This is a genomic window from Vibrio tarriae (genome assembly GCF_002216685.1).
GTDB classification, from domain to species: Bacteria; Pseudomonadota; Gammaproteobacteria; order Enterobacterales; family Vibrionaceae; genus Vibrio; species Vibrio tarriae.
The window spans coordinates 755,980-774,500 of sequence record NZ_CP022352.1 but is presented as its reverse complement, the minus strand read 5'-3'; the positions used below and the strand labels follow the sequence as shown (position 1 = coordinate 774,500).

General features: G+C 46.8%; 4 protein-coding genes and 2 pseudogenes. 3 read left to right on the top strand and 3 right to left on the bottom strand.

The window, feature by feature from the left end; all coding sequences use genetic code 11:
* Positions 1 to 847 precede the first annotated feature (847 nt).
* Positions 848 to 2,560 (top strand): glycerophosphodiester phosphodiesterase family protein, encoded by a 1,713-nt coding sequence (locus CEQ48_RS03985; RefSeq protein WP_089070320.1) that lies wholly within the window; start codon positions 848 to 850, stop codon positions 2,558 to 2,560.
* A gap of 145 nt (positions 2,561 to 2,705) precedes the next feature.
* Here the strand turns inward: CEQ48_RS03985 and CEQ48_RS20585 are convergent, their stop codons facing one another.
* Both CEQ48_RS20585 and CEQ48_RS20580 read right to left on the bottom strand, forming a co-directional pair.
* Entirely contained in the window at positions 2,706 to 9,581 is a 6,876-nt protein-coding gene (locus CEQ48_RS20585; RefSeq protein ID WP_373419679.1) for a PLxRFG domain-containing protein, read from the bottom strand.
* The gene (locus CEQ48_RS20580; RefSeq protein WP_373419678.1) at positions 9,578 to 15,415 is read right to left on the bottom strand and encodes a DUF8437 domain-containing protein; all 5,838 of its coding nucleotides are present in this window, start codon (positions 15,413 to 15,415) and stop codon (positions 9,578 to 9,580) included. Before CEQ48_RS20580 ends, CEQ48_RS20585 begins: the two co-directional genes overlap by 4 nt.
* Before the next feature lie 559 nt (positions 15,416 to 15,974).
* On the opposite strand from CEQ48_RS20580, the pseudogene CEQ48_RS03975 reads away from it, so the two are divergent.
* Positions 15,975 to 16,160 (top strand): annotated as a pseudogene (locus CEQ48_RS03975) (IS5/IS1182 family transposase); the annotation flags it as partial.
* A gap of 75 nt (positions 16,161 to 16,235) precedes the next feature.
* Here CEQ48_RS03975 and CEQ48_RS20385 read toward each other — a convergent pair.
* Positions 16,236 to 16,422, bottom strand: a pseudogene (locus tag CEQ48_RS20385) (IS5/IS1182 family transposase); the annotation flags it as partial.
* A gap of 168 nt (positions 16,423 to 16,590) precedes the next feature.
* Between CEQ48_RS20385 and CEQ48_RS03970 the strand changes: the two are divergent.
* Positions 16,591 to 18,147 carry a M85 family metallopeptidase gene (locus CEQ48_RS03970; protein ID WP_089070319.1) on the top strand — a complete coding sequence of 519 codons (1,557 nt, stop codon included), beginning with the start codon at positions 16,591 to 16,593 and terminating at the stop codon, positions 18,145 to 18,147.
* Positions 18,148 to 18,521: the final 374 nt, after the last annotated feature.

Sequence of the window (18,521 nt, the reverse complement as noted above, 5' to 3'; positions counted from 1 at the left end):
AGAAATCGGGGGTAGATTAACATAGGAGTTCTAGAGAATTCTATCCTATACAATCTGTTTAATTCATTTCGCATGCTAAAAATTGACCCCTATTAGAATTCAATGTACAGGCCTATTTATTGTATTCTCAAGAACATCAATACTTATTTTAGCAAATCCTTGTTAAATAACGTTATTAGACAGTCTTCTATTCTTAATAGATTAATGAAGATTAGTCACATTTGTGTGAAATAATTAAAGACAATATTGAACATACTAAATCATTCATGCTTTATTAGATAAGTCATATCGTATGAAAAAATATAAAAACCGTGTGAAAAAGTATTTTCAAACCCTGTCACCATGAAATAAATATTAAAATCAATGGCTTAAATGAAATTAATATTCGACAATAAAATCTTTAATTCAACTGGTTTTAATATAAAATCGCATTCATACAATGTATATCTATTAGAGAATATATACATTTAATTGAGTTAGCGCGAATCATCAAACTTTATAATTCCAGCACTTATGCGTCCACATAGTGCCAAATGGACCTATGGATTTACTTTAAAATTTATTATTCCTACAATACTATACTTTGTTCTTCATGTAAAAATAACAGCATACAATCCTGTTTCCCCATAAAGCATAAATCTTAGATTCTAGCGTATATTTAGTTCACCTAGTTATTATTTGTTAGTAATTTCATCAAATTAACTTTAGCATTGGTGTTATATAAATGTGACATTTTGCGCAATAAGTATGACAAATCCAAAGTAGTCTATGTTGAGCGTTATTTAAAATGACGCTCTGAAAACAAGCATACACTGAGTTGAAGTTCAGTTAATTTTAGGAGGTCATAATGCTTGAACGTAAATGGAAATGGATAGCGGCTACTGCGATATTTAGTCTAGCGAATACGGCTTACGCTGGGTGTTTCAATCCAAAACTTGTCACTCAAGCGCTTAAAGAAACGGTAGGCATAACACACAAACCAATAGTCATTGCTCATCGAGGGTTATGGGCTGGAGATGAAACTAATAATAACCCTGAAAACAGTTTATCTGCATTAAAAGCAGCCGATAGAGAATGTATCGAAGCTGTCGAATTAGATGTAAGAAAAACAAAGGATGGAGTCCCATTTTTGATGCACGACTTTACTCTAGGGCGCACAACAAATGCTTATGAGATATTAGGTGGGACAAAGTTTAACCCTGAGAAAAATACAGGTACAAACCCAAATTCATCGACTCTTCCTTGGGATACCATCAAGAATCTGAAATTGTTAAACCCTGACAGAAAAAGTGTTTCTTCAGAAAAAGTTGTATCAATAAAAGAAGTGTACGATCATTATTTCGATAATCGAATGAGCACATTATTAATCTTTGATATAAAATCAAAAGAGAGTGCAATCGCTATCGCAAAGTTGATCAACGAGGATACTAGAGATTATGGTGCAGGCATAAAGGCATCTGATCTCACAATATTTAAAATTAAAGCTACGATGTATCCTTTCCCTGATGAGTTTGTTAATGATCTTCGTCAGAATAATATCGCTGTGCAGCCTATGGTCATGCCTATATACACAACCAATATGCTTCAGGAATTTAAAGACAAGGGTTGGAATATTGGCGATTCATTGCAAGCATGGATAGCAAGAGATAAAATGGCTGAAATAAATTTAAAACAGCCTCAAGGTTTGTTGAATGATTTAGTTCAAACTGCTCATAGTGCTAAAGTTGCACTAGGTAATTTTAATGCAATACCAGACTATACTGGGCCAGGACCAATTCCTAGAGACATTCCTAGAAATAAGGCATTTTACGATAGTAACGGTACATGTTGTTATCAATTATCTGATAGATATTCTACTTTTGAAGGTGTAAGTGATACTGATGATAAACGAGGTGATAGGGCATTTCTTTTTGGTAAAGAAAGTCAAAACTTCTCGGTTATCACGACCGATGCACCTTCTAAAACAATATCTGAATTGGAGATAATTGGATTAAGAAATACTTTAAATTATGGTGGACCACAAGCCAATGTTGCTATTCTTGCATGGAATGGAGAACCCGGCAGCTACATTTGGGGAGGAGGTCCCGTATGCCTGTTTGATCACCCTGTTAATGTTACGGAAAAGCACCCAACTTTAAATTCTAGTTACTCTTGGATGTATGCCTGTGCTCTTGCTCAACCATACAGCGCTGGTTATTCTGCCGAACTCGTTGTGAGTGCTCTAACACCTACAAAAGATTCACAATTCGCTTCAGATAACCTTGGTACAAAAATACAAATTAAGGATAAAACAGGAAAATGCTTGAACTATAACATAAGTTCAAATGAAACATACTATGACAAAAATTGTTCTGGTGCCTTTGCTACGTTTCTCCGGACTAAAGATAGACATATTCGTACTTCAGCAAATGATGGGTTTTGCCTAAGTTCGAAAAAAGGTGGACTATATTGGGCGAATGAGTATGGAACAACATATATAGCTGGATGTGACATCAATGATGTTTGGCAACATTGGTTATTTACTAAAGATCCATGGACATATACCCCTTTACCAAACTAAAAATTCATTGTTCAAAGACAATAGAAAATGGTTTTGACCCAGATGCTCGGCCTAATGACCGAGCATTCTCCTATGATCACCTAGTGACTAACAGAATTTATTTAAAGGATATCATTGGTTAAAAGCCACCCTATCGGCCAAATAATTAGAAATAATCATACTGCATAACGAGTGAATTCATTTTGGGGTTCACCTGAACTCCATTTTGCGTAATTGACCGCTTGCGAGCTCGCACTTTCAGCGACTGCCTTAAGCTTTCAGTAGTGATAGGATTACGCTTACCATATTGCGATTGATTGAACTTGCGGATCTTCACCATCACCGACTTCATTGCTTCACCATCTTTCAGGCGATAGGCCGTGTAGTAGGCGTTCATCAAGCTTTGGCGGCGCTTAACGATAAAGGTTTCATAGTTCTTAATCGCATTGTTCTCATCATACTGAAGGTTCGCACGGCCAATCGCAAAACCAGACGCTTGGCCAAGCAGCTCAAAGGCCGTTAGATCACTCACAATCTCGTCGCCGTTCTTCGTGTTCACGCCACCTTCATTGATGTATCGAGCGGTTTTAAGCACGTCTTTAATCGCTTTCGGCGGGATACGCTCGATACCGCGAGCAAATTGGTCGTTAGAAATATCGGCCAAGCCTTGCGCCCATGAAACACCAATACCACCAATCACTGGTCCTAACGCTTGCTTCATGTATTCCACATACGCGGCGGAGGCATCCACATCACGATTAATGCTGCGCACCCACAAATCATTGAGTGAGATACGGCCAGAAATACTTGGTAAAGCGCCATGCCAGATTAACGCCGCGTTCTCTTTACCAAATGCTTCGGCCAGCATACGTTTTAATTCAGTTTCCGCATCAAATGGCTCGTCGTCATCCCCCACAATCTCTTGCGCCGCTTCAATCGCCGTGGTGATCGCCCACAATGGCAACGCACCCGCACCACCAATAAAAAAGGTCGAGGCCAACGTTCCTAAAAGCTGTTTACGTGCCATCGATTTGACTTCGGGCGTCTCCCCTTTTAGCGCTTTGGCTAGGTTCGCCCACAAGTAATAAGTCATGTTCTGGCTGTACTGCTTAAACTGTAGGGCGACTGCCGCCATATCGCTTTGCATAAAGCGCGCACGGTTAATCGATGAGTAGTCAAAATGGCTATCCCACGTATCTTTAATCGCATCTGCGATCGCCTTTTCATGGTCGCCGTGTTTCTTCATAGCAAGACGATAGGCCGCAATATAGGTCACTTCGCGGTTAAACACTTCGGCATGGTGGAAAGCCCAACCAATGATGTTCATCGCTTTGTTCCAAGTCCCTGAATACTTCGCGTTGGGGTTCTCTGCCAAACCAGCTAAGTCCGCCGCTTGCGTAACATCAATCACGCCCTGCGCAACCGCACGGCGCATCGCCTCTTTCTCGCCACTGGTGAGCACGCTTCCCAATATCCCCTGACCTTTCGGGCGGTTTCGGGTAAATGCTGCTTTCAGGTATTGCGCCGTCGCTTGGCTCATCATTTTGGAAGACTCCGCCATACCGTAGCGGGAACCCCAAATAGGCAGGGCGACTTGAAGGTTTTGGGTTAAGTTCACCAGTGCTGCGGCAGGCGTTAAACCCAGCATCCACACAAAGCCTAAGCTGGTCAGCTTTTGCGCCCAACCAGCGCGGGAAGGATTGCGAACCCATTCATGGCGCTTGTTCAACTCTTCCACTACACGGTCGGCTTCCACATTGTTCGGTAGCTCATGCACGTACTTCTGAATGCTATCGAGGTGGTTATCCAGAATATCCATATGGTCGAGTCTGGCTTGCTGGCGCGATTGTCTAAAGCCTTGGTCGGCCAGTGCTCGTACCGCATCTTGGCTAAAACCGGCAACGCCTTTGCGGTGAATGAAGTTACGGCGCATCGAGCGAGCGGGCAAGGTGCGCAAATACATCTGGTAAATCTCATCACTCAGCGACTCTTTCGCCGGTGTGTGCATGTTCGCTTGCTCTACCAACTGCAACACATCGGCCACAAACGGCAGCGACGCCTTCTGCACCGCATTAAATTGCGCTTTCATACCAGAATTGAGAGAAAAGCCCGCCTTACGCAGTTTCTCAGCGGCCAGTTCCATTTCGCCTTTGGTTTCAAACATCATAAATTGGCGTTCGCCGTTCTCATCAGCAAAGTCAATCCAATAATCACCGTGGCGTGACAATGGGAAGTACAACCCTTTGGCGGCGCGCTCGTGACGCTGGCGCAACTCGGCCAGCATCGCTTTGCGGATCTTGGCATCAAACACCGCTCGGACAATGTTCTCTTCCAGCGCTTTATTCATCCGCTCAGATTGAGCACAATAGTGATCGCGCATTTGTCGATAACGGTGCTTCTGCTCAGCGTTGAGGCGGGCAAATTTGGGACGTAACTCCACATGGCGCTTGCGGCGGTTTGGCTCTTGTTTTAAAAGCTCTCGCTCTTCTTGAAGGGTTTTCCAAGCCTTAGAGCCACGTTCACTGTTTAAGCCGCCCTCTTCTTTCAAAATCCGCTCTTGCTTAGCAATACTCTCTTTAAGCTCTTCCTCGCGGGATTGGAACGCCTCTGACGGGTCCACATCCGCCAAGGTCGCCTCGTGCGCAAAAGCAAAGAGTTCATCCGCCTCTTTCGGGTTCGCCTTAGCCCAATCGCTAAGGTCTTCGGCCATCTTGGCCGCCTCTTCGGCCAACATGTTCTGTGTCACCACCATAGAGTTGATTTCATCTTGGTAGGCGTCAATCATCTTGCCCAAAGGCTTATCAATGACGGTGGAGACTTCCCCCATCTGGCGCAGCGTCAACATCGCGTATTTGTTGCGGCCAAGCGCATCGAGCGATTGCCCAATCACAGGCGCACCATACAGCGCCTGTTTGATTTTACTCACCAAAGCGTTTTGCTTTTGAGCCAGCGCCTCATCGGCGCTCATCTGGTTTGATGTAGAGGCCGTATCCGCTGGCACGCCCTGCGATTTTGAGCGAGAGAAAAACAGCGTATTATTCTCAGGTCTTGTCACCTTATCTTTTGGCGGCGGCGCTTTTAGCTGCTCCTTCGCTTTGAATACCAAGGTGAGTAATTCATTATTGTTAAACTCAGGGGAGTAAATAAAACCAAATAACGAGCGCAGCATAGCGCGCACTTTCGCCAATAAACGTTGAATTGGGGTCGCAAACTTTTGCTGCTCAGCAAGATGCGCCACCAGCTCCTGTACCAGTATTTCCTCGGCATCTGCCTTAGTGAGCGTCTGCGTGGAATTTAAGTAAGGTGCTAAATCCACACCATTTTTCTCTGCAAGCCGTTGAATCCCTTTGATGCCGCCTAACCTTAAGGCTAGGGTATTCATATCCGGTTGCGCCTTACCTTCTTTGAGCAATCGCGCTAATCCAACGTGACCAGCCACTTCGTGAAAAATCGTTTCTTCTACCTCTGAGGCATAATTATGTTTTTCAGCGACCAACCAGACTTTGTGCTCTTTGGTGTCATAAAGCCCGTACACTTCGCCTTGGGCATCATTCTTGGCTATGGCTGTTTTTACATAATCAGGAAGATCCGTCTCCGTATCCACCGTCTCAAAGCGGAACGTGAAGTCTTTGAGGCCGAGCTTGCCGAGCGCCGTGCGAGTCACCGCATCAATGGCGCTCCGTTTCACAGTGATACCACCGGCTATATTTCCAGTTTTCACCCCGGTACGCCCTGCATTCGTACTGGTACGACTAAACAAGACGACGCCATCTCTCGCCGCTGAATCCCTCGACGGCTCATCCACTGGCGAGCCTATCTCGCGTTTGGCCTCTTCAATTTGGCGCGCTTCATGGCGCGCTTTAGCCTCAGCTAAAAACGCATACTCCGCTTTGGGCGTTTGAGTCGGTTGCGGTATCACCTCTGACAGTACCGGCGCTTCCCCCACTTTTGAGTTGTGTGAAAGAAGAAGATGCACATAATCCCCGTTAGCATCGAGCGCCGGCATCACTGAATCGTATTGCCAGCCGGGATAAGGAATGCGCACACCCACTGTCTGGTAACGCTGGCCGTTATGCTCAACCGTTTCAGGGCGGATAGAGTTCGGGTCAAAGGTGGAGCGCTTCACTTTGCGCAGCTTTTCACGGTCAACAAACTTGTTGGGCGTTTCACTGCGGCGTAGCTCTTCTTTGATATCGGCCATCGAGGCTTCTACCGACAACCACAGGTTGCGGCTTTTCGCCTCATCAAGCTCTTGTTTGAGCGCGGTGATATCCATCTTGGCAATCTGGCGCGAATCCTTGAGCGTACTTTGCAAGCTTTGCAGCTTTCTCTCGAAGCGCTCTTGCTCGCCATTTAACGCCGTGGCAATCGCATTGAGGTGCAGCGCATTCATCAGCTTAGGCGACTGTACAATCGAACTGCTTTGCATCCCTCGCGCCATATAGTCGATGGTCTTACCCTTGCCATCTACCAAGCGCACGTCAATCAGAGGCGTTTTGCTCCCCTCATGCGTGAAGTAATCCACGTCCATCACCAAGCCCAATTGCTTACCCAGCTTGATTTCCCCCTGCCAACGGCGAGATTGCTCGACCGCCGCAATCGCGGGCTGAATGATGGAATTATTCAGCTCGATGGAATACTCATCATCCAGTTCATGGATCATTGGGCGCTTAGGCTTTTGCGGCTTCTTCAAGCCGCGCTCTTTGCGGGTTTTCGCATCCAGCTCAGAGTAAATCGCCATCGCCGCATCGTATTCATTATCCGCCGCTAAATAATCGGCTTGTGCATCACGGTACAGCTCTGTGAACGCTTGTGCATCAAACTCCGTGATATCGGCCTTACGCAGCGTTTCAAGGCGCAATTCAATCGCGGCTTTCTCATCGTCAAAACGCTCTACAAAACGCTTGGCCGCGCCAATCGAGCTGGCTTGCGCCGTGTAAGAGCTGTCTAAATCCAAAAGCTTAGCGTCCGATTCCAGTTTCAAACGGTAAATAGGGTTGCCGGTTGACGCGGCTTTAAACTCCGCGTAGCTATCCGCATCCGAATTGCTGTTTTCAACAAACTGATCTAACTCGCCGTTACGGAACTGCTCAATCGCGCCCGCTTTACGCTCTAGGATTTGCCACATCACAGGGTCACTCGAACCTTGAGTGGTATAAGCAATCAACTCAACCTCAAAGTCTTCCGGTTTACCCGCGTTCGCAGCACGTTGGTAAAACTCATTGCCCTGACGCACAATTCGCCCTTCGCGCTGCTCCATATCAGACGGACGCCAAGGCGCATCCATGTGATGCAAGGCCACCAAACGATTTTGCACGTTGGTTCCCGCGCCCATCTTCATCGATGAGCCAATCAATACCCGTACCTCACCACGGCGAACGCGATCAAACAGCGCCTCTTTTTTCAACGTGGTGTTGTAGTCGTGGATAAACGCAATCTCATCGTCGGGAATGCCCTTTTCCATCAGCGAGGCTTTCAGGTCATCGTACACACTAAAGCCGGTATCCGCCGTCATGGTAGAGGCGGTCAGTTCGCGGATCTGCTCTTCCAGCTTCTCGTACTGGTCAGCATCAATCTCGCCGGTTTCCGCTTGAGCGTTCACCTTATCAACCAACTCTTTTAGCGTTTGCGAGTAAGGCATTTCCACCTCGTAGATTTCCAAACGACTGGAAATAAATGCTGCCGCTTTGCCCTTACCTAAGACCGTTTCCGCCAAGTTTTTCAGGTCTGCTTTCACGGTTGCAATCGCGTACTTCGCGGGCGTCCCCATATCGGAGAACACCAGTTGTGTACCTTTATCTTCCTGCCACTGGTCGTAAATCGATTTGATCCGCTCGGCGGCGCGAGCCACTTTCCCTGTTGGGTCACGCTGTGCGGTCGGGTCCACCAAGCGCACATCGAGCGAGGCTTTTTTCGCATCGGTCAGTACCCACAGTGGGTTATCAATCTTAGCGTAAGCGATCCGCTCCTCTTTGGTTTTGAGCTGGTTAAACGCCTCCATACGGGCAATCAGATAGTCGTTGTACTCGCGCTGCGCTTCGGTCGCCGGTGCGATGTTAAGCTGACGTTTGCCGCCTTTGATATTAGGGATAGGGAATCGGGTCGCTTTATTCTCGCCCGTCGCCTTGTTCTTAGCCTCCACATCCTGACGGAAGATGTTCACCATATCTTTTTGGGTGATCACATCGGCAAACTGACGATACAGGGTCGAAAGTTGCTGCATGTTATTGAGTCCCTTCAACACACTGCGCTCTTTCACCGTGCCGGTTGGCGTGTATTCCAAGGTAATTTCCGTATTGAAGAAAGAGCCAGCAAAAGAGTCGTAGAAAGACATTTTCAGCTCTTTCAGCGTGTCGTGGCCAAGGTAATACATCATGGTGTACACCTCGACTAAGCTGTTAGAAATCGGCGTACCGGTCATAAAGGTCACGCCACCGTTCTCTAAGCCCTGAATACTGCGGGTTTTGATGAGCAAATCGAGCGCTTTTTCAGAGCCTTTCGGATCGTTCATCCCCACCACACGGTCAGTACGTGTCGCGTAAGTCAGGTTTTTAAACTCGTGCGCCTCATCGACCACCAAGTAATCCACGCCTAAATCCCCAAAGGTAAACCCGATTTGGTCAGCGTTCTTACTCAGCGCTTCCTCTTTCTCTTTGATTTTGTCTTGCAGACGGGAAATCGAGTCCTCAATCTGTTTGACCGTCGCCCCACGCTGCCCAGACTGCTTAGCTTCGGCTTTCGCCTCTTCCAGTGCGCTGCGCAGCTCGTCAATTTTCTCGTTAATCACCGTGCGAAAATGCTCAATATCATTGGGCATGGCGCGCAAATGGCTATGCCCCATCAGCACCACATCGTAATCGCCGGTCGCAATGCGTGAGAAAAACTGCTTACGCTTCTTGGCGGTAAAGGCTTTATCATCCGCGACCAGCACCTTAGCCGACGGGTAGAGCGTCAAAATATCTTTATGGAAGGAGCCTAGAATATGGTTCGGAACCACCGCCATCGGCTTTTTGCTTAGGCCAAGACGCTTACGCTCCATCATGCCAGTAATGGCCGTAAAGGTTTTCCCCGCCCCACGGTATGATCGAGTAACGTATTTTTACTCTGGATCATGCGAAGCGCGCCATCGAGCTGGGTTTTACGCATATCGACCGCAGGGTTCATCCCGACGGTTTGCAAGTACAAACGCCCGTTGTATTTACGGTTAACGTGGGTATTAATCCGCTCGTTAAAGTTATCGGCGATTTGCTTAGCAATCTGCGCATCACTTTTCGCCCACGTCACAAACGTCGAAGCGAGCTTGTTGGCCAGCGCGTTAACTTCCTTAGTCGCTTTCTCGTTTTTGGTGCGCTCTTTGCCATTGGTGTCGTAAATCACCAGTGATTTACCATTAGCGGCAGAGTTCAATAAATCCGCCAACGTGGCGCGGGCATGCTTAAACTGTGAGCCTAATGCACTCAGTGTGCCGCCCGCCTCGCCCAACACTGAAATAGCCCCGATATGACGGTTAACCGTCACCGTCGCCTTATAACCTAACGCTTCGGCAAAGCGTTCAAACACATCAGAGTCAATCCATGTTGCACGGATAGAGGGCTTCACCTGCTCTGGCGTTTTGTCTTCAGGAATCACGGCTTCCAAAAGCTTCACGTTGGTGTCTAGCCCTGCACTCTTCGCCGCTTGGTACTTCACCTTCACATTGCCCGATAAGTAATCGTCGATGAACTCATACTTTTGCGTTTCAGGGTTCATCAACAAATACGGCTTTTCACCTTCGGTCAGCTTCGCCAGCACCTCATCATGGCCAAGACCGAGCAAACCGCTCACGTACTCGATATCCACCTTACCGCGTTCACGCATCGAGTAGTTAACCGCATCCGCCACGTTGCTGGCTGATTCAGGGCGCTTGTAAGGGAAGAGCAAGCGTTTTGAGAAGAGATCACTCTTTGTGACTTCACCGCTCTCACTGACGTTATCTAAGCCCGCTTCAATCCCTGTATCGCCATCGAGAAGATTCAAGCTCTCAGTCAGCGTCGCGGGCTTACTGTTTTTGCCTTTGGTCGCAAACGCCTGAGCAAATTCATCGTATTGCACGTTCAGGCGCTGACGCAGACGCTCGATATCCCCCGCACCGGTTTTCTCGGCGCGCAGCAGTGCCAGTGCGCTATTGCGAATGGTCAGTATCGCCTTAACCTTGCGGTAATTGTTCTCACCAAGGCGGGTTTGATCAATCGAATCCCCAAGTGTTTTTAACGCTTGCGCGCTTGTCTGCTTGCCGGCTAAGTAATCCAGCGCCGCCTGAACCGCCGCCGCTTTGTACTTAACGCCAGAAAAATCACTTTTGATTTTGCCTTTGTTTAGAAACTCATCATCCACAAACCGTTGTAGGCGTGCTTTATCACCTTGTTCCACATAATGGCGGGCTAAATCCAACCGCCACCCATCATCACTCCAAATCGAATCGGGCGTCACTTCATACACCTGAGCACCATTCGTCGGGCGATCGTCGCCACGGCGCATCACCTTACCGTCGGCGTTCACCATCATGCCGCCAATCGCAAGGTCGGATTCCGCCAACATCACTTCACCGGCAATCGCATCTTTGGTTTCAGGGGTTAACGCTAAATCTTGCCCTTGTGCGAGTGAGGCCAGCGCTTTGCTGATTGACTGCTCAAGGTTCGCATGTTGAGAAACAGGGTTCACCGTCGATTCGCTTTCATCCCCACGGTACATCTTGCCTTGCGCGACTTCGCCCAGAATGTATTGCGGGTTTTGCGCAAACCACTGGTTAACACGAAAACCGTTCACCTCGCCGTCTACGTCCGTCCAAACGGTATTCTTGGCGGTTTCCCCCTGCTTAAGCTTGCGAAACACCACGATATCCGTGGTCACTTCCGTACCGGCATTGATCTTAAACGCCGTATTCGGCAGGCGCACCGCGCCGACAAAATCCAGCTCTTGGTTCAGTTGTTTGTGGTTTTTGTTCAGCGTATCGAGGAAGCGGTTTGTCACCACCATCATCAGCAAACCGTTTTCATGCAAAAGCTTGCTTGATTTAGCGATGAAATAGTTATGGATCGCCATCCCTGAAATATCAGGGTTCTTGTTGTCACGGATAGACTGACTGCCAAAAGGTGGGTTGCCAATCGCCAAAGAAAAAACGCCGTGTTTAAACGGCGTTTCTTGGAATCCTTTTACCTGAACATCGGCTTCGGGGTAGATAAGTTTGGCAATATTGCCGGTCACGGGGTCGAGTTCGGAGGCAAACCAGCGCGATTGATCGCGCATGTCGGACGGTTGCCAACCAATAAAGTTACCTGAACCCAGCGATGGCTCGACCACATTCATCGGGCTGTTGCCAAGACCCAACGCTTTCACGCCACTCCACATACCTTTCACTACGGCCTCTGAGGTGTAGAAGGCGTTACGGGTACTCATCCGAACGTTGTTGTATTCCTCTTCGGTCAGCAGCGTTTTTAGCTCTTGGTGTGCGGCTTGCTGTGATTTAGAGGTGTTCGTGTTATCAAACACAGAAGCGAGACCACCCCATCCCACATACTGTGCCAGTACCTTTTTCTGCTCAAGCGTAGCGGGCATTCCTGACTGAGTGAGATCCTTCATTAAGCGAATCGCCGCAATATTCGCGGCTATTCTTTCTGTAGCAGTTCCATTGGCGAGGTTATCCACCTCATCGAGCGCTAGGCGTTCAATAGCGTCTCTCGATACGCTTCGCTCTGTGCTGTCAGGTAATGTACGCCTAGACTCATTAGCTCGTCTTCCCGCGCTCGCGTCTTCTTCGCTAACGCTTGAGCGATTGGCGTCAGTTCCTCGTTGCTCATTTTCTTGTACTTCGGATTGCGGCGAAGATCTTTCATCAAGTCTTGCTGTATTTGAGGTTTCGTTGCCATGGTCGATATCTCCTTTTGACTGTAGTGGTACTTCTTGGCCAGAATGAATTGAAGGTTCAGATAAAGCAGATAGCTTATCGGTATAGCTCTCTTTTTGCTCACGCTCGAAATCCGCAAGGGACTTATCGCCTAGCGCTTCTTGCAGCGCCTTTGCGGTAAAACCTTTATCTCGATAAGCTTCGCGTACGCCTTTAAGCTTGGGTTTGGCTCCACCATTGTTATCAATGACCTCGCGGATCACCGCTTTTGCTTGTCGAATGATATTGGGCTCGTCCAAGCTTCCTATGGACTGTGTACTAGCCTCTTCCTTAATCGCGGCGGCGTTCATCATCACGGCAGTTTTACCCACAAACTGATTCGCCAAATTGCGCACACTGTGTGCCATCTGCTTTTTAATAACCGGTAATGAGCTGGTTTGCCCATCCAGCTCTAATACCGAACCTTGTGGCGAGGCATCAACTAACGCATTAATTCGTTTGATTGTCTGAGTGATTTCGTTCTCAGCAAAGGTACGCGCCTCAGTGTCGCTAACAAACTCTTTAAACAGCGCTTCGGCATTCTTACGACGCTCGATATTCTCAGGCAGATTCGCCTCATACTCAGCACGGCTGCGGGCGGCTTCTTCATAGGCGGCGAGGCGCTTCTCATGGTTTTGAAATTCCGCTAAAACCGCATCGGTATCAAAGCCTTTAGCACGACTTAAGCGCTTGCGTAAACGCTTCGACATTCTTGACGTTTTTCCCGCAATCCCCGCAAAATCACGGATAGGCGTCTTGCCTTGTTCACGCATTTTCATCGAGTTCGGGCGTTCCATAAAGCTCGATACCGGCTGACCTAAACGCTCACGGCGCGCATCGAGATCGATTTGGCGCTCAGAAGCTTGTACCTGTCCTTTCTGGTTGGCTAAGTCACGCATAAAAGCGCGCGTGGTGCGTTCACCCGATTCAGGATGCACACCAAACCATGCTGGATTCTCATCCGGTGAAGCAGGGCGGCTGTCTCTTTCGCGCTGTGCGGCGGCCAATTGCGCGGCGTTCTTACTCTCCTGCGCCTTAGCTTCAATCGCCGCTTGCGCCGTATCACGGTCAAAACGGGCAGACTTAAACCGCGCTAAGCCATCATCCTGATCGCCGGTTATTTTCGCTTTCTCAGGTTGTGGGTAGCGGCGGGCGTATTCCAGCTCCACCATACGCTCTAAAAGCTCAGGCTTATTGCGGTCTTCCTGGAGTAACTGAGGCTCCATTTCTGCGCGAATCGCTGCTTTGCGTGAGCTTACCGTATCATCGAGCTGGTACTCATTCTGCTTGCGCTCGATACGCTGGTGCGGCTTTTCACGCTTGGCCATATCCAAACGGTTTTGGTTTTGGCGGTGTTCAATTTGGGTTAACGTCGGGTCAATATCGAGATCACGCCCTTTTTGCGCAAGAGACTCGTACTCTCGTTCTAGCTGTGCGGTCAACTCTGGATTTTGGTCAGCCTCTTCGCTTTTCAGGAATTGCTCAATCTCCGTAGCTCGTGTGGGGTCTACGGCGCGAGCCATCTCAATCGTTTCTTGGTAAGCGTTGCGCTCTGGCAGCACACCATTCTCAGTAAGCGTTTGGCGACTTTGCGCAAAGCGAGAGCGGATTGCAGCATCCCTGCCATTATCGGCTTGTCTTTGCTGCGCACCTTGCAGCAACTCATCGTATTGCCCTTGTGGGTTCAACGTAGGATCAACCGCATTCATCGCGGCAGTTTGCGCAGGTGCATCCCCATTGTTAGGCATCGCTTGCGCTTCATCTGCGGCTTGCTCTGCAATCTCTTGCTCTTGAGTATCACTGACATTATGTGGGTTCGTTTGCGCCGGTGTATTCTCAGTCGGTTGCCCTTTAGCTCGATACCCACCGACAGCACCAATAGGACCACCGAGCGCACCACCGATCACCGCACCTTCCAAGCCATCCACCAAAGCACCGGTCGTAGGGTCAATCTCTTGCCCCGTCACCTCATTGATCACTTGGTTTCGGGCATAAGTCTGACCATAGCCCTCAATAAACTCCGTACCGCCTTCGGCGAGTGCGCCTTTCGCCGCACCGGCAACCATACCCTTTTTACCCATCTTGCCGAGTAACGCGCCAAACAAATACTTATCACCCATCGCACCGGCGACAGAGGCCGCCACGGCGGTCGGGTCGGTAGACATTTGCAAACTGGCATAACTGGCCGTCTCTTCCTTGGCGAGATCGAATAACTCCGTCGCACTCATCCCCTGATATTGCGGATCATCGGCAAAGCGGAGCAAGGATTGCTGAAAATACTCCGAGTTATCCGCAAGCCATGAGCTATCCATCTGCATTACCGCGTCACGCGCATCCATGCTTGCACCACCGAGCGACGTTCCTACACCCGTTGCACCCGCGCCGGTGGCCGCCATTCGAGAGATCGCTTTATCAGCCACGGCTTGCGCAGCCTTTTCTGTCATGCCCTTTTTCAGCATCGATTTAGTAATGGTTGAGCGCAGTGCCACTTTTGCACCCGCACCTGCAAAACCACCACCGGCAAAGTTGGCCGCCAGCGAACCTAGCCCGTCAGCGATTTTCATCGCCCACACATCGATATCCGCCGCACCTTCGGCAAACGTCGGATTGCCATTTTCGTTTTCTTCAAAGATTCTGGAGTTCAGGGCGTCACGGCCATCTTGAGTCATACTCTCTTGCAGATAATCCGAGCCAGACGACATCAAATCTCGAAAGCCCTCCCCCACACCAAGGAAGTTATCCGAGAGTTCACCAAGGCCAGCCAGTGAACGCAGAGCGCCACTACCCACGGCTTTAGCGGTATCCCCTAACGTCACATCGTAGTTCCGTTGCGGCGCTTTAGGGACTTCAAACTGAAAGCCTTTCGGTAGAAAAGCAGACAGACTCATATCCGTAGTGGCATTAATGGTCGATTTTGGTGAGAGTTCATCGCCCAATAACTTCTTGTCTTGCATGTGCGGCTCCAAATTTCAGGCATAAAAAAAACCGCCACCCCGAAGGGCAGCGGCTTAATTAATAGACTGGTGTTAGTGTGGGAAACGCTAACACATTTTGGGATATACAGCTACTAGGCGAAAAATCGTAAAGCTAGTTCTTTTGATAAGCCTGGCATTTCTTGACAAATTTTTGCCTGTGAACTGTTAGGGTTATGATAGGCAAATTCAAAAACGTCAAAGATTTCACCCATGCTATGCTCGATATATTTAATAATGAAATAGAATATCGCTACCCTTTTGGAAAGGCCCCGATACTTGCTCTTGCGCTTCTTGTTTTAACCAAAAGTTAGTGATCACAAGTCGTTCTGCACTAAAAACGGCTGAAGCAAAAAAACATCACTCCAACTGGCACTGCGGCACCTAATATTCAAAGCTTTCTTGCACCAATACCCTCTAAAATACGGTTAAAGAAAAGCTGGAAGCTCAAAGAAAAGCAAACATATAGGTTAGCGATAAAGCTTTCACCGACATGCAGATGAATAAGTTACAAGCCTCACCAGATAATTTGTATTGGCATTGGAAACAGCGGTATGGGTATCACAAGCGTTCTCTCAGAAACGGCTATGCATCGAGTGAGGCAATTACTAGGTGGTCGGTTGATCTTGAGAAATTACAATGCTCAAGTGGGTAAAACTTATACAATATAAAAGCATTAAACAAACTTACTGGGATAAGTATGCCTGAAACGTGTCATGTTGACTAAGAGAAGTACGAAATAGGGAAAATCTGTCTCTAAACTGAATTACGCAACAAAGCCCAGCTAAAGCGCTTTATTTTAGCAAGCATCCAATGATATAGATCTACAATCAACACCTTCGTAAATTAAGCCATTTTGCCAAAATCACTTAAATACACCTGCGTTTTACCACTATTGAAATTATGATGTGCAGAGCTAGAGGTGCAAATACTTGTGCATTTAGTGTATTACACAGACAGCTTGTTCTCAGTATAAAAAGTCTGTTATTCAGACAACGCTTATTTAGATAACCCATGAGTAAAAACAAATTTAAATTTGTAATGTTTTGGTTAAGGATCACAATTTATATATTAAAAAATATAAATATATTGCTTTATTTTCCCTTGTGGATAGATAAATACCATTCAACCATATCTTATATTAAGGATAGTAAATAATGATAAAACATAAATTGATTATGATAACTATATTTTCTCTAGCGATGAATACAACTTTTGTTCTAGCTAATAATGGTAAACCGGATCGTTATAGTGACGAGTATGCAGACTATGTTGTCAATACAGGATCAGGGCAGCCATTAACATATACTCAAATGGTCGAACTTTCTTCTGCAATATCGAACTCTGTTGTTGCCAGTTACGAAAGTATAGTAGACCGACATACTGCAGCAGCAATCGAATATACATTGCTAGATGCATTATTCCATTCTAATACATTTCAAAGCGCTGTTTCATTTGGTTTAAATAATAATCGCGAAAATGTTGGTCATATTTTATTTACCAATAAATATGAAATTAACGAAGAGCGAGAGATCGATTTTTCTGATGTAAGTGATGTAGATATCGATGATATCGAAGATTCTGATGCTAACCAAGTTCCCCTAATTGCAAGTCATGAAGCACGAGAAGATAATAACGGTACACCATTCGTAAATATTGGTGCCGCCCCTGATATTCATTCAAGTGAATACCCTTGGTGGCAAGAAGCATTAATTCATGAAGTAATTCATCACATTACAGGTTCATCAGACACTGATGCAGAAGATAAGCACGGACCAACTGAAATTTTAGCTCAAAGAATCGCAAATGAGCTTAATTGGCCAATACCAACTTTCAGAGGATATGCTGATCCAGAAAGAACTCAAGCACTAAAAGAACGTAATTTCCAGGCGCTCCTTCATACTATCAATAGACATCCCGCGGAGGCTAAGGCGTTATTGAGTAGGCTTGCTACTATTGCTGATGGTTCGAATACTTCTGCTAGTTTCAGCCCACTGACATCTTTCTGCTCATCAGGTATCAGTGAGTTACCTAAACTCCCCGATTTTGATGGTGACGATTTCAGTATGGGAGCTGCATTTTTCACTGGCGCTACTGCTAGTAACTTGGGTAAATGTAGCCTTGATGCAGATGATCGAGTCAATCCTGTCAGTAACTCTATCACATTTGAAGGGGGGCAAGTACTGATTAAAAGAGACCTGAAAAATCTAAATTTGCTTGTAGCAAAGTTAGCCTTTTTGAGAGCTAAAAATGGAGATGGGTTTTACAGTAAAAATTGGGACTCTTGGAAAGAGTGGTATAAAGCTTCTGGATGGAAACACGTATTTGGATTTGGTATCTATGGATATGGACTTGATGAGGCAGAGGGAAATGATATTTATAATCCATATGGTTTAACCTTTAATGATGGTTCATTCTCTATTGGTGTCATAGGGAATGATGTTAAAGAAAGCACAAGTAGTGATAATTTTACGAAGTTAGCTGGTACAAATTGGACAACCATAAAGTACGCTGGTCAGATGTTTTTTGACAGAAATGGAAGACCTGTTGCTCTCGTTATAACAGACCCCATTACTGGCGGATTCGGCTCAGGATGGTCTTTTATTTATAAAAATGGAAAATGGCAGTATGAATCTAAAGATGACTGGGATGATCGTCTATTTAAAGGTTCGACATTATCACTGGATCCTTACGCACCAAAATTCAAGCCTTAATTCGATATAATTCTTCACATTATTAATTGTTGAAGCTTTAATATATATCAAAGTTACTTGGAGTTGCAGCGCAGGTAAGCGGCAAGTGAGTTCATAACCATGGGCAAATGGGAGAACGAACGTAGCCAACACCGCTGCAGCTTCAAGTAGGAAGTAAATATATCGTATTCAACATATTTTTAAAAATACCAAATAATCGCGATTGAAGAACAGTAATTTGCGTTGATCTGCTCAAAATATCAGAGCAAGTGGAGGACTTTGTTGCGTAAATCGATGGAACTCAGTTTCTATTCTACGATCTGAGCAGCTACATTCACTTTCCACCGTCACATCATGCCTAAACCTCGTTACAAAACAACCAACTGGAAACAGTA

What these genes read in the sequence shown, in the direction of transcription:
- CEQ48_RS03970 (WP_089070319.1), top strand. Translation starts at nt 16,591, where the DNA reads ATGATAAAACATAAATTGATTATGATAACTATATTTTCTCTAGCGATG.
- CEQ48_RS20585 (WP_373419679.1), bottom strand. Translation starts at nt 9,581, where the DNA reads ATGATGGAGCGTAAGCGTCTTGGCCTAAGCAAAAAGCCGATGGCGGTG.
- CEQ48_RS03985 (WP_089070320.1), top strand. Translation starts at nt 848, where the DNA reads ATGCTTGAACGTAAATGGAAATGGATAGCGGCTACTGCGATATTTAGT.
- CEQ48_RS20580 (WP_373419678.1), bottom strand. Translation starts at nt 15,415, where the DNA reads ATGCAAGACAAGAAGTTATTGGGCGATGAACTCTCACCAAAATCGACC.